The organism is Bartonella vinsonii subsp. arupensis OK-94-513 (genome assembly GCF_000278235.1).
GTDB classification, from domain to species: domain Bacteria; phylum Pseudomonadota; class Alphaproteobacteria; order Rhizobiales; family Rhizobiaceae; genus Bartonella; species Bartonella arupensis.
This window is the reverse complement of the sequence record NZ_JH725037.1, coordinates 748,748-762,388: the sequence shown is the minus strand read 5'-3', so window position 1 is coordinate 762,388 and position 13,641 is coordinate 748,748. Positions and strand designations below refer to the sequence as shown.

Below are 13,641 nucleotides of genomic sequence, written 5' to 3'. Positions count from 1 at the left end.
TTTTCCTTTTAAAATTATTGTATAAATTCCCCATGCAACAACATGCAAAACAAATAAAATCAGGCTTAGAAAGCACACCTCCTAAAGGCAAAATACCAAAACCGCCAAGAGCAGCAGCCCTTTGCCAAACACTCATTTCCTCCAAAATACGAGAGGAAAAACCAAAATATGCAATGAAAATAAATCCGATACAGGCAGAAGACATTACGAATGACAGCACTTTAATAAATGATGTCACATTATAACTGATGACATAGAAAAAAATTCCTTTTTGGCTTCATCAAACAGATCTGCTTCTTCAAATTTCGTTTTGCGATTTTCTAGAAGTGTCATCAATTTTTTAGAAATATCATTACATTATCCCCTGTTGATTCAAAAGCCTCAATAACAAAATTTAAATTTCAATAATCCTAGAATAAGTTGTAAATTACCTAAAATAACCATTTCCAATCCTTCTTCAGGAGGGAATTTGAGTGTTCCATAACTTCACGCCAATAATAACCTTCACCACACACATCATTTTAAGGAAAAAATGAGTGTGATTTGAAGTATAAGCAGGTAGTAACCTAATTTCTCCCCCACACTCGCACATAAATAAACTTTTTTAACAATACATTCCCCCCACTCTTCCAGAAAAATTCAATTCTGTTAGATTTATTGTAACTTTTTTTTAATTCACAGAGATTGAAATATTCAATATTAATAATATAAATATAACTTAATCAAGGGGAATAATCTCTTTATAAAAGAGAATGTCTTGAAATTACGTTCTATACACAACATATTAATCCATTATAGAATATTCGACGCAATAAAAAATTCCACCATCATGTAAAATGTCGAAATATTACGAAATTATCTTGCGAATTTATAGAAATTAAAGAATATCCATAAAGTTAATAAAAAGGAATACTATGAAAATATCTCGAAAAATGCCAACAGAACACGAACGTGTTTCAGAAACCAGCAGAGAGGTTACACCAGTATTAAAAGGCGGCGAGCTCGAAAAGAAAGTAAGAAGAAACAGAAAAAATATTCCTTATTGAGGATGACAATACCATTATATGATGCAACAAATACGCAGTATATTTTAAAGATATATCCAAATAAACAAAAGGAAAAATATGTCCAATTCTTTTCACACATTTCTTGGAGGAACATTAGGACGTGTAGCTATAAAGCTGCTCACCATTTCACTTCTTGTTGGTATTGTACTGAATTTTCTCGGATGGACCCCTCGAAGTCTTATGCGAACAATAACAGAATTTTTTAGATCTCTATGGGAAACAGGATTTATAACTCTTACAAACTTTTTCCACATGACCATGATGGGAGCCATCATTGTTGTACCTATTTTTCTTCTTTTACGCATTTTTCATAAAAAATAAATACTTTTGCTTTTACCTTTTTCTAGTCTTTTCGAAAAATCAAACGACATAAAAAACCTGTGCTAACAGCTACAATCACCGCAACAATACCATATAAAAAACTATATTTGTGGGCGGCGTGAAAAATGGTATAAGCAATATGTGCTTTAACGATTTCAAGAGTGGTGGCTGCATGATCAATAAACTGCCCATCGCGAAAAAGATAAGCACGAACCTGATAATGTCCAACAGGCGTATTTGCCGGCAAACGAAAATGTGCTGTAAAAAGTGCACCGGAACCAAAACGAACACCTCCCGCTTCTTCATGATAAAGATTTTTGGCCTTTTGCAATTTTATAAGTTCATCACGAAAAGTTTGTATTTTCCCAAAATCCTGTTCATCTGTCTGCAACAACAAATAGGATAATCCTAGCCCTAAGCGTTTGTAATCTTCAACGCTAGTAATCTCATCAATCTCACGCGTTGTGACCATAGAATAAAAGAGAGGCACATTTTTAAAAGTGAGGGAATCTGCGTTAACCCAAACACCCGCATTCCGCTTCTTTTCCCGCATAACCATCGGCCGAGACGGCCCCTCTAGGCTGACAACAACATCATAACGGTTCTGCTGAGAATATAATGGATCGACATTTTCCAAAACACCAGCAATATAAAGATCACGACCATCAAAATGTGCATCAACCGTAATCGTTTTGGTTGTTACGATAATCTGGATAGTTTCGTGATCAACTTGATCAACAAATGCCGCTTTTGCCCCAACATTTGCCCACGTAGAAAAAGGGACCACAAAAAAACAACCAGTAAAAATGCATAAAGAAAATAATCTACCCATTTTTATCTCATAAGAATATCCAGAGAGAAAAGATTATCGGGGCGTACAAATAATTGAAAAGCAAGACGCATACAGACAACCAATACCAAGAATGCAAGTGCCATACGCAATTGTTCAGCCTTCAACTTGCGTCCAGCCCTTGTTCCATATTGTGCCCCAATACTTCCTCCAAGCATCAGCAAAAAAGCCAAAACAATATCAACTGACTGATTACTCACACTTTGTAAAACGGTCGTGAAAGAGGACACAAATGTAATCTGAAAAAGTGAAGTTCCAATCACCACACTGGTTGGAACACGCAAAAGGTAAATCAACGCTGGTATCATAAAGAATCCCCCGCCAATTCCCATAATAGAAGACAATAACCCAACAATAAGACCAATCCCTAAAACTGGAATAATGCTGACATATATCATTGATGTGCGAAAACGCATTTTGAAAGGCAAGCGATGAATCCAGTTATGCCTCCTAGCAAGACGAATATTGACTTTTGGTGTCTTGCGCTGGCGCAACATATCGCACCAACTTTCAATAATCATCAAACTTCCTACGCTTCCTAGAAGAATCACATAAAGAAGCGAAATCATGAGATCTAATTGTCCCAGTTTTTTCAGAACAGAAAAAATCTGTATACCGATGACAGAGCCTATTCCCCCTCCCATCGCTAAAAGAAGACCAAGCTTGATATCAAGAGTGCGCCTTCTAAAATGTGTAATCGCCCCTGTCACAGATGATGCAATCATCTGGTTGGCTCCTGTTCCCACAGCAATAGCAGGAGGAATATTATAGAAAATCAATAAAGGCGTGATGAGAAAACCGCCCCCAATGCCAAAAAGACCTGAAAAAAAACCAGCAACCACCCCCATACCAATCAAGATCAGCATATTGAGTGACATTTCAGCAATTGGTAAATAAATACTCACTTATAGAACCTTCAAGATCATTTAAGGTTTTTAGATAATTCGAGATCCCCTCTCCAATAATCTTTCTACCTCAACACTCTTTGTCACATATTTTAAAAGGTAATTTTAGATGCCATCCATGCTTTTGCAAAATGATGTGTGCAAAACATCTCACATCAATTCCCCTACTAAATCGTAAAATTTAAAAGAGCTCCTCTTAAAAAGTCATAAAAGCATACCGTTATCGTTGCTATAAATGCAATGACTAAAAAACAAGGAAGCATTTTTTTTACAAAAAAACGTAAAAAAGAGACATGCTTCTGAGTCCCTACCTTTAAGGAAGAAAACGATTCACTCTCAATGCAACGACCAGATTCTTGAACATCAGAGCATCTTTCTTCTCTTGCAGAATGCTCCACAAACTTCACAATCTCCTTTGAAGAAAGCTTCGTAGCATCACTTGGTAAAGAACTTTTATTCCCCTGTTGCAAGATATTTTCAACATTTTTTTGGCTTGGAGTTATGATGTTTTTGCCAGAAAAACTTGCTTCCTCTTGAAGCAATGAGCGTTCTTTATTTTCTTCACATGCCATATGAGCAAGGTGCTGCACAACAGAATCAGGTGATTTTGAACGAGACATACGCCGTGTTATCACTGCTTCTTCTAAGATCTTCTTTTCACTCTGCAACCCCTGAACAAGCATTTTAATCTGGTCTAAACACTCAAAAAGCTTTTTTTCTTTTTGACGGCGCATAGAATACTCAGCCAAAATCGCCCGACTAATATCATCCAAGTAAGATTTAAAACGCTCTTCCACAGGACTTTGCGATATCGAATGACGAGGAGAGTGCTTCATTTGCATTTGTGCATAAACAGAGCGTAATTTTTTAGCAATGTCCGACATCGTTACTTCCGTAGACGTGTCCATCCTCTCATTTTGTTCCACAACAAAAAAAGAAGGTTTATCATGCTTAACCTGCTTTATAGTATGACTCTTTGTATTCAAAAACGCTATCCCTCATTGTCTTTACAAATGCTACGCTTCCTTAATTTTTCTGCAAAGAATCGCACAAATGATAGAGAAATGTGCTCTATTTTAGTAAATAGAGCTTTAAGACTTCCAAAAATATTCAAATAAACCATATTTGATTTTACTCTTCTCAAAGTCTAAACAGAAAAATCATTCCTCTCTTTGGCTTTTTTACCCTTTTGTCATAACGTAAAAGACTCTTTATCCTCTTACAAACTGTATATACGGAACGAAAAAAGGTTCTTCTCATTTTACTCTTCGAATACCATTTTTTATCGCTTTTATTTTAAGTTCTTTTAAAACTGTTTTATAAACTATGACCAACGCATTTATTTGAAATAAAAGCATATTGTTTTTTCTTTTTATTCAAGCAAAGGTGACAATTATTTAAAGTGCACAAAAAACAAAATGAGAAACGCGTACCATTGAGAAAAGGATATAAAAAGATGCAAGAAAGCTTATATAATGGGAAAATCAATGATAAATGAAATTCAATTCTAAACGATTTGGTTTCTTGTGAAGATTACTATAAAGTTGTAATCAAAAAAACAAAGAGGATCATCATGAAGATAATTGTCGCTGTCAAACGTGTTGTTGATTATAATATCAAAATACGCGTCAAACCTGATAGCACAGGCGTTGATTTGTCTCACGTAAAAATGTCTATGAACCCTTTTGACGAAATCGCCGTGGAAGAGGCAATCCGCCAAAAAGAATCCGGCAAAATTTCCGAAGTTGTTCTCGTTTCAATTGGACCAGAAGTAGCACAAGAAACTTTGAGAACAGGACTCGCAATGGGAGCTGATCGAGCCATCCTTGTAACAACGGAAAAAACACTTGAATCCTTAGCAATTGCTAAGATTCTTAAAGCTATTGTTCATGAAGAGAAACCAGATATGGTCTTTTTGGGAAAACAAGCCATTGATGATGATAACAACCAAACCGGACAAATGCTAGCAGCTCTTCTTGGTTGGGGACAAGCAACTTTTGCTTCGCATTTAAGTATAGAAAATGGACACGCAACAGTTATCCGCGAAGTAGATAACGGCACACAAACCATTCGCCTCCCCCTTCCTATAGTGATGACTGCTGATCTGCGCTTAAACGAACCGCGTTATACTTCTCTGCCCAATATCATGAAAGCGAAAAAGAAACCCATCGAACAAAAAGCACTTGCTGATTTTGGTATAGATACGCAACCACGCTTAACAACCTTAAGGGTTGAAGAACAAAAACCCCGTCAACCCGGTGTTAAAATGGCTCATGTAGCAGAACTTGTAAGTGTGCTAAAACGAACAAATTGTATTTAATATTCGAAAACCAAATGATTAAAAGCAACACTGCATAAAAAGGTAAAAAGATATGGCAATTCTTTTATTGGCCGAACAGAATACAGAACAAACCGCAAAAGTACTCACTGCTGCTCATGCAATCAATAACGAAATCGATATTTTGGTTTGTGGAACAAACGTCCAAGCACTTGCCGAAAAACATGCTAAACTCACTGGTGTGCGACAAGTGCTTATCGCTGAAGCGGATTATTTAGCCCATCAACTGGCGGAACCTACGGCAAATACAATTGTCAAATTAGCAAAAGATTATGATGTGATCATGGCCGCCTCTACCAGTATCGGCAAAAATGTAATGCCCCGTGTAGCTGCTCTTCTTGATCTTATGCAAATTTCAGATATTATCGCAGTTCTTGCACCCGATACCTTTAAACGACCAATTTATGCAGGCAATGCTCTCGAAACTATACGCACCAATGATCGCCAAAAAGTTATAACAGTTCGTACAGCCTCTTTCACACCAACCTCTTCTCACGATAATAATTCTACTCCCATTACACCAATAACACCAGCGCCCAATCCCAATCTTTCTTCTTTTGTAAAAGCAGAAACCAACAAAAGCAATCGCCCTGATCTTACTTCAGCACGTGTTATTATATCAGGCGGACGCGGTCTTGGTTCACAAGAGCAATTTATGGCACTCCTTCTTCCCCTTGCAAACAAACTAGAAGCGGCTCTGGGTGCCAGCCGCGCAGCAGTTGACGCTGGCTACGCTCCTAATGATTGGCAAATTGGACAAACAGGAAAAATCGTTGCCCCTGAACTTTACATCGCTGTCGGCATTTCCGGCGCAATCCAGCATTTAGCCGGTATAATGGATGCACAAATTATTGTAGCCATTAATAAAGATGCAGAAGCCCCCATCATGCAAATTGCTGACTATGCCCTTGTAGGCGATCTTCACCACATTATTCCTGAGCTGGAGAAAGCTTTATAAACTATGAATGCATCTTTGCATCAGCAACGTGAGAGTATGGAATTTGACATCGTAATTGTCGGAGCGGGCCCCGCAGGACTTTCTGCAGCAATTCGTCTCAAACAGATTAATCCTGAACTTTCTGTGACAATCGTTGAAAAAGGGGCTGAAGTTGGTGCACACATTCTGTCAGGTGCAGTTGTTGATCCCATTGGCATTGATACACTCTTGCCAGAATGGCGAAATGAACACGACCATCCCTTTAAAACACCTGTCACCAGCGATCAATTTTTTTTTCTAAAGCCACAACATGCTACACTTTTTCCCAACATTTTTCACCCAAAAATCTTATCCAATAATGGATGCTATATCGTTTCACTCGGTGATGTCTGCCGTTGGCTCAGTAAAAAAGCCGAAGCGCTTGGTGTAGAAATTTATCCTGGTTTTGCTATCTCAGAGACCATTCAAAACGATAAGGGAGCCATCATCGGTGTTCTTACGGGTGATATGGGTATTAACAAAGATGGAACTCTCGGAAAAAATTATATGCCTGGCATGGCTTTATTAGCAAAATATATTCTCATTGCGGAAGGAGCTCGTGGTTCTATTGCCAAACAACTCATCAAGAAATTTGATCTTAGTAACAACCGTGAACCACAAAAATTTGGTCTCGGATTCAAAGAGCTCTGGGAAATTGATCCCCAAAAACATAAATCTGGTTTAGTTCAACATTTCGCTGGATGGCCCTTAGACGATAACACCGGCGGTGGAGGTTTTCTTTATCATCAGGAAAATAATTTAATTTCTGTAGGCTTTGTTGTCCATTTAGATTATAAAAATCCTTATCTCTCTCCCTTTGAAGAATTTCAACGCTTTAAAACACATCCCAAACTCTATGAAATCTTCAAAGGCGCAAAGCGCCTTTCCTATGGCGCACGTGTTATTAGCGAAGGAGGATGGCAATCTGTACCAAAACTGACCTTCCCCGGAGGAGCACTTATTGGTTGTTCTGCCGGCTTTGTCAATGTGCCTCGTATCAAAGGCTCACACAATGCCATCTTATCTGGCATATTAGCAGCCGAAAAAATAGCTATAGCTCTTGCACAAGGACGCGCCCATGATGAAGTCAAAGAAATAGAAGAACATTGGCGAAAAGGCCCTATTGGCAAAGATCTTTATAAAGTGCGTAATGCCAAACCACTTTGGGCAAAATATGGTACAAAATATGGGATTAAACTTGCTGGTTTTGATATATGGTGGCAACAGCTTTTTGGCTTTTCTTTATTTAAAACACTCCCCCATGGAAAAGCAGACTATGCATGTCTTGAACCAGCAGCAAAATTTAACCCCATTGCTTATCCAAAACCCGATGGCATTGTCACCTTTGATCGCCTTTCCAGTGTTGCGCTTTCCAATACGCACCATGAAGAAAATCAACCATGCCATTTAAAAATATCTTCATTAGAAAAACAAAAAGACTCTGAATATGCAATTTATGCAGGACCTTCCGCCCGCTATTGCCCTGTCGCTGTCTATGAATGGCTAAACCACCATGATCAGCCAACCTATGTTATTAACGCTTCAAACTGTATACACTGTAAAACATGCGATATCAAAGATCCCAACCAAAATATTAATTGGACCTGTCCACAAGGCAGTGAGGGCCCCTTGTATTTGAATATGTGATCATCATTCCGCATTAATGAGAGTGTACAAAACCTCAATCAACGAGAGTATTTTTCAAATCAGAACTTCTTCTGTTCAGAACTTCTTCTGTGTCTTTCAATGCGCGCACTTTTTCACTCTATAAAACAAGTTCTATCATCACTGCCACAAAAAGGTAATGACGAAGATATTTTCACTATTCTGCTCTAAAGACGCAAACTACCGCCTCTCCCCACTATTTCTTTTTTATGAAGCACAGCATACCAACATTACGCTGCTTATTCACAAACTTACTTTATCCAATGCATTATTTTTATAAATCAACTGACGACTAGAGAATAAATCCTGAAAATCAATCTGCTTTCTTTTAAAATGTCTATAGCAGATAATTTGGTAGATATTCACACTCTAAACAAACTGCCCTAATACCTCTTTCATTGAGATCAAAAAATATGGAACCAACATTTTAATGGGAAAATGAAGCATTCATTTTTTGTAAAGTGGTCTCAAGAGCTGTTATTAAGGCGTCCCTTCCCCCTTGGCGAGAAAAACAGTTCGATAAAAGTTCATTCGTACCTCCTTTTGTTGAAAACTCTTTCTCAAGCAATGCAAAATCAAGAGAGGAAGGACCATCTATTTCTGTAATTCTACGCATTTCATCCGTAAGGTTCCCAAACATCATAGCAAGAAAATCGGCTGATTGCTGTTTCTTTAACCCCTGTGTTATAAACCATTGATGTGCTGTTTCTATAAAATTAAAATACACGCCCATGAGTGAACCAGCAGTCATGAAAAGATTAAACTGCTCTTCTGCATCCAACACCAATGTGCCCCCCAATGCATCAAATAAACGACGTAAAAAGGGATGATCAGGATAAATTGGCGTCAAATTTTTACATTCTGCTACAAAAGGAAGCGGAACAGCACGATAAACCTTATGGTTGATCCACTCTTCAACTTCTGCTGCTTTTGCCATAGCAAGTACAGAAACAACAAGCTGTTCGGAATGAAATCGAAGAGAACTTAAGACTTCTTTAGCAACTTGGTTAGGCAAACAAAGAAAAACACAATCACTCATATCCAGCAATGCTTGATTATTTTCAGCAATGATAACCTTATCATACTTGTGCGAAAGACGCTCTGCACTTTGCGCATTGCGCGGTGAAATGATAAGAGAAGGAACATCAAAATTGCTCTTTATTAAGCCATCAATCATTGAAGTGCTGATTTTACCTGTTCCCAAAAAACCAATTTTCATTTTTATTCCTTTCTCTTACTAAAGGAAGATTCAACCAACAGTTCATACATTTTAACGAATTAACTCACATAAATAGTAATTGAAGAAGCAACACATAACATGGCAAGAATAATCAATCCCAAATAGACTTTAGGCTTATCAAAGAGAACCGCAAAAGCAGAAAACCAACCAACGACAGCAGCCGCTAATGCAAATAAAAAACCTGGCTTGTTCATAAGGACAATATGCATTGCCATTAAACCGCCTATAATCAGTGCTCCAAAAACAATCAACAAACCCGTTGCAAATTTTTCATAATCGTCCATATTTTGCTCCTCATAACGCTCAAATTGTGACGCACTCCCCCTACCCCATCTGTATAAAACGAAATATTTTTCATCTACCATGGTTAAAATGATATAGAAACTCTTATTTATCAGATGTAAAAAAAGCAGGAATATGCTGTGGCCAACGCCACGGCAAAATTGCAATGAGGTCAAAGCGTACACATAAAAGAGCATGATCTTTTTGTCGTGCAAGCCAAATATCGGCTGCTGCTTCGATTCTCCTCTCATTTACCCGAGAAACCGCAGCCATTGCTTCAGCCAAGGTTGAACGTGCTTTGACCTCCACAATTAAAACAAGATTTCCACGCCGTGCAATTAAATCGATTTCACCACACTTTGTTTTAAAGCGAATTTCAGCAATATGAAATCCTTTAAGTCGCAGCCACCAAGCGGCCCATTTTTCTGCACGAACGCCTCGATAAAAAGACTTTTTTCTGCGCTCTTTTTGCATAAACTTACGCATCCTTTAAAGTTTTATGCCTCCTTCAAAAAAATCAACCGCTGAAAAAGTTCTTGCTTTTTTAAACCCGTTTTCTTAGCCGCTAAAGCAGCAGCTTGAGCTGTAGAATGTGTACGTGCCAATTCCAATAACATTTCATCAATTTCTTGATTGCTCATCACTTCAAAAGAGGAAAGAGCCTCCCCAACAAGCACAACAATTTCCCCACGAATATGGTCCTGTTTTCTGTAACTTTCGAATAAATTTCCTAAATTGGAAACATCTATTGTTTCAAACTTTTTTGTTAATTCACGACAAATTGCCGCAGGACGATCAGCCGAAAAAACAGAAATCATATCCTGTAAAGTCTCGACAAGACGATGGGGTGATTCATAAAAAACCAAAGTCGCAGGAATAGCTTTTAATTGTTCTAAACGCTTTTGACGCTGAACCTTGCGCGCACTCAAAAAACCTGCAAAGAAAAAGCTATCGGTGGGAAGTCCCGTCGTGACAAGAGCAGCTAAAAGAGCGGATGCTCCAGGAATCGGAACAATTTTATAACCAGCTTTACGCGTCTCTTCTACCAATCGAAATCCAGGATCAGAAATAAGCGGTGTTCCAGCATCTGAGATAAGTGCCACGCTTTTATTTTCTGCCAAAGCTGCTAATAATTTTGGTCCTGCTTTTTGTGCATTATGTTCATGATAAAGAAACAATTTTTTCTGAATAGCGTAGCGTTCTAAGAGAACACGTGTTACCCGCGTATCCTCACAAGCTAAAATATCAACGCCTGCAAGCACCTGCAAAGCACGAAGAGTAATATCTCCAAGATTCCCGATAGGTGTTGACACGAGATAAAGCGCTGGTTCTATGACTGGCGCACAATAAGCATGAGCACCTATAAAATATGCTTTTTCACACATGCTCTTCTTTCATCATCAAAGAACCTCTCTCCATCAGATTTTACTAAAATCTTAAACGCGTGAACATCATCCATTTCTGCCATTTTTTTGCCACCACCAAAAGAGCAACAGCTTCAATAATCGCTCGTACCATAACAAGAGTGCTTACTCCAATATCTTCTTAGTGCGATAACGCGTTTGTGATCATTATCATGGCTTCTAGTAGAATAAATTCCCCCATCTGACAGCACATGAGCTTCTGTAATTCTCCGCAAACTTTTTTCTTCAAGTGACGAATAATTTTTCTATCCATCCAGATTTTAGTCTTATTCCGTCTTTTTAAAAGCGCAATGTTCTAAATGATCTCATAGCGCCAGTATTTTAAAATCAGCTTTTTTACCAATGAAAAAACCATTCTCCAAGCAAACATGAATTGTTTTCTCATAATAACAACATCCTGCACCATTTTTGAATAAGCAGAGATCGTTCGCATTATCACATCTTATTTTGGAGTATTCTCCATGGTTTTCGCAACAATACGATCAACATCCAACAATTTCATATTGAAAAAGACTTCCTCGTACCTGAACAAAGTCTTTAACCAATTCCTTTCCCTCAGAAAAAACAGCCTCTTATGTTTTTTTTAATATTGTATCCTCCCCCTCTTAAGAAAAACGTAAATTTAAAAAAATCTATTTTTCACTTGATCAACAATCGCACGATAAAGCTTAGCGTGCTCCCCATCAGGTTTAGCAACGAAAATTGGCACACCATCATCTGAAGAAGACCGTAAAGCTGCATCAAGCGGCACTTCTGCCAAAAAAGGCACCCCTCGGCGTTCCGCTTCTGCACGCGTACCACCATAACCAAAAATATCGTAGCGTTTTTGCGTATCAGGAGCAATGAAATAACTCATATTCTCAATAAGTCCTAAAATAGGAACATCCACCTTCATAAACATTTCTATTGCTTTGCGTGCATCAACCAAAGCAAGATCCTGCGGAGTAGAAACAATCAACGCACCCGTCAACTGCACTTGTTGAGCAAGAGTCAATTGTGCATCCCCTGTTCCCGGCGGCATATCAACCACCAAAACATCAAGAGGTCCCCATAAAACATCTCTTAGCAATTGTGTCACAGCCGCCATTACCATAGGTCCACGCCAGACCACCGGCTTTTCCTCCTCAACCAAAAATCCCATCGACATCAATTTAAGGCCAAATTTTTCAAGAGGTTGAAGTTTTTTCCCTTCGATATACTGTGGTTTTTTGTTAACAAGCCCTGTCAAACGTGGTAAAGAGGGACCATAGATATCTGCATCCATCAACCCCGTTTTCAAACCAGAATCTTGTAAAGCAAGAGCGATATTGATTGCCATTGTAGATTTTCCAACGCCCCCCTTTCCAGAAGCAACCGCAATCACATGCCGAACACCTTCTATTGGCATTTTTACAGGCAATGCATGTGTTCTTCGTTTTGGCGCAGAAAAAACTGTATCTTTATGAACCTGAGAAGATATCGTTGTTTTTTTTTCTGCAGTAAGTGTGACAACAACAGATTCGACCCCATCCATAACACACACAACTTCTTCAGCAGCACGACGCAACGACTCCCATTCTTGTACGCGTCCATCTGGGACGGTAATGGAGAAGAAAACTTTTCCCTGAGCAATCAATATTTCTGAAAGAAGCCCCAATGAGACAATATCACTTTCAAAATCCGGTGCTTTGATTTTATGTAACGCGTTACGGACAGCCTCACTTGTGATAGGACACACACTCTTTCCTCTCTATATAAAATTCAAAAAATAGAACAATAAGGACGAACAGTACTTCAACTTAAGCATCTAAAACTTCTCACTTTATGAGAATGACAAAATGTAAACTACCTTATACTCTATCTCTTTCCAAACACGAAACAAACCTCAAATAAAAAACTCGAGTATAAAATATTCTTAAATGATCGTTATCATGCACTCTCTTTAACCAATGTTCTAGTGTCTTATAAGAGGCAAAACCGCGCAATTTTTTTATATAAACGCACGCATCATAATGATATAATAGCAAATCGTGATTCTTTTTCTACTCTTTTAACATCGTGAGTATCCACTTGTGTTACAAAAGAAATAATTGTAAAATGCGTTGTTGTAAGCAGCAATTATTTTCCTTAACTTTTTAAAAGTATTACGAATAAAACTCACATCCTTTAGGGGAGTTTTATATTTTTGAAAGAGAGAAAAATAATCTGAGATTGACTTTTTTTATGTTTTTGCCTATGGGTTAGCAATCGTATGATAGGATAAGACTGTTCATCTAGCGCATAGTTTTGCCCATAGAATTTAAGAAGGGCCGCACTCCGCGGTATTTAAATAAATGAAACGTACTTACCAACCATCTAAATTGGTCCGTAAACGCCGCCATGGATTTCGTGCACGTATGGCAACAGCTGGTGGACGTAAAGTTATCGCTGCAAGACGTGCTCGTGGGCGTAAGCGGTTATCTGCTTAAGCATTTAACTTAACCATTTAAATTTTCACAAGAGTTGAAGAGTATTCGTCATTTCTTCGTTGTGAAACTTTCGTTATGAACCTCCAGTGCCTGCTTTTGCAGGCGTTTAGTAAAATTGCGAAACGC

At 38.2% G+C, this 13,641-nt stretch carries 15 protein-coding genes; 6 read left to right on the top strand and 9 right to left on the bottom strand.

Annotation, left to right across the window (positions count from 1 at the left end; genetic code table 11):
- The coding region (locus ME1_RS08180; protein ID WP_004863201.1) for a hypothetical protein at positions 1-205 on the bottom strand (205 nt) is incomplete at its 3' end.
- Between the two features lie 709 nt (positions 206-914).
- Here ME1_RS08180 and ME1_RS08320 point away from each other — a divergent pair.
- Positions 915-1,046: a hypothetical protein gene (locus ME1_RS08320; protein ID WP_004863199.1), complete on the top strand. Its 132-nt coding sequence runs from the start codon at positions 915-917 to the stop codon at positions 1,044-1,046.
- A 78-nt stretch (positions 1,047-1,124) separates the two neighbouring features.
- Entirely contained in the window at positions 1,125-1,388 is a 264-nt protein-coding gene (locus ME1_RS03315) for a DUF6460 domain-containing protein (protein WP_004863196.1), read from the top strand.
- Between the two features lie 22 nt (positions 1,389-1,410).
- Here ME1_RS03315 and ME1_RS03310 read toward each other — a convergent pair whose 3' ends face one another.
- The 3 genes from ME1_RS03310 to ME1_RS03300 form a co-directional block, all read right to left on the bottom strand.
- Entirely contained in the window at positions 1,411-2,220 is an 810-nt protein-coding gene (locus ME1_RS03310; RefSeq protein WP_004863193.1) for a TIGR02186 family protein, read from the bottom strand.
- A gap of 2 nt (positions 2,221-2,222) precedes the next feature.
- Entirely contained in the window at positions 2,223-3,143 is a 921-nt protein-coding gene (locus tag ME1_RS03305; protein WP_004863190.1) for a sulfite exporter TauE/SafE family protein, read from the bottom strand.
- A 167-nt stretch (positions 3,144-3,310) separates the two neighbouring features.
- On the bottom strand, positions 3,311-4,129 hold the full coding sequence (locus tag ME1_RS03300; RefSeq protein WP_004863187.1) for a hypothetical protein: 819 nt from the start codon (positions 4,127-4,129) through the stop codon (positions 3,311-3,313).
- Between the two features lie 587 nt (positions 4,130-4,716).
- Between ME1_RS03300 and ME1_RS03295 the strand changes: the two genes are divergently transcribed.
- Genes ME1_RS03295 through ME1_RS03285 form a run of 3 tightly spaced genes read left to right on the top strand, consistent with a single transcriptional unit; the run spans position 4,717 to position 8,104 of the window.
- Complete coding sequence (locus ME1_RS03295) at positions 4,717-5,463, top strand: electron transfer flavoprotein subunit beta/FixA family protein (RefSeq protein WP_004863184.1); 747 nt, start codon at positions 4,717-4,719, stop codon at positions 5,461-5,463.
- 52 nt (positions 5,464-5,515) lie between these two features.
- The gene (locus ME1_RS03290) at positions 5,516-6,439 is read left to right on the top strand and encodes an electron transfer flavoprotein subunit alpha/FixB family protein (protein ID WP_004863182.1); all 924 of its coding nucleotides are present in this window, start codon (positions 5,516-5,518) and stop codon (positions 6,437-6,439) included.
- Positions 6,440-6,442: 3 nt separating this feature from the next.
- On the top strand, positions 6,443-8,104 hold the full coding sequence (locus ME1_RS03285; RefSeq protein WP_004863179.1) for an electron transfer flavoprotein-ubiquinone oxidoreductase: 1,662 nt from the start codon (positions 6,443-6,445) through the stop codon (positions 8,102-8,104).
- A gap of 445 nt (positions 8,105-8,549) precedes the next feature.
- Here ME1_RS03285 and ME1_RS03280 read toward each other — a convergent pair whose 3' ends face one another.
- The 5 genes from ME1_RS03280 to ME1_RS03260 all read right to left on the bottom strand — a co-directional run bounded on the left by ME1_RS03280 (position 8,550) and on the right by ME1_RS03260 (position 12,785).
- A complete protein-coding gene (locus ME1_RS03280; RefSeq protein ID WP_004863176.1) occupies positions 8,550-9,341 on the bottom strand; it encodes a pyrroline-5-carboxylate reductase in 792 nt (263 codons plus the stop codon).
- 59 nt (positions 9,342-9,400) lie between these two features.
- The gene (locus ME1_RS03275; RefSeq protein WP_004863173.1) at positions 9,401-9,646 is read right to left on the bottom strand and encodes a hypothetical protein; all 246 of its coding nucleotides are present in this window, start codon (positions 9,644-9,646) and stop codon (positions 9,401-9,403) included.
- A gap of 103 nt (positions 9,647-9,749) precedes the next feature.
- Positions 9,750-10,118 carry a YraN family protein gene (locus ME1_RS03270; RefSeq protein WP_004863170.1) on the bottom strand — a complete coding sequence of 123 codons (369 nt, stop codon included), beginning with the start codon at positions 10,116-10,118 and terminating at the stop codon, positions 9,750-9,752.
- 23 nt (positions 10,119-10,141) lie between these two features.
- Positions 10,142-11,029 (bottom strand): 16S rRNA (cytidine(1402)-2'-O)-methyltransferase, encoded by an 888-nt coding sequence (gene rsmI, locus ME1_RS03265; protein WP_004863167.1) that lies wholly within the window; start codon positions 11,027-11,029, stop codon positions 10,142-10,144.
- Between the two features lie 661 nt (positions 11,030-11,690).
- Positions 11,691-12,785 (bottom strand): Mrp/NBP35 family ATP-binding protein, encoded by a 1,095-nt coding sequence (locus ME1_RS03260; RefSeq protein ID WP_004863164.1) that lies wholly within the window; start codon positions 12,783-12,785, stop codon positions 11,691-11,693.
- Between the two features lie 595 nt (positions 12,786-13,380).
- Between ME1_RS03260 and rpmH the strand changes: the two genes are divergently transcribed.
- A complete protein-coding gene (rpmH, locus tag ME1_RS03255) occupies positions 13,381-13,515 on the top strand; it encodes a 50S ribosomal protein L34 (RefSeq protein WP_005864709.1) in 135 nt (44 codons plus the stop codon).
- Positions 13,516-13,641 lie beyond the last annotated feature (126 nt).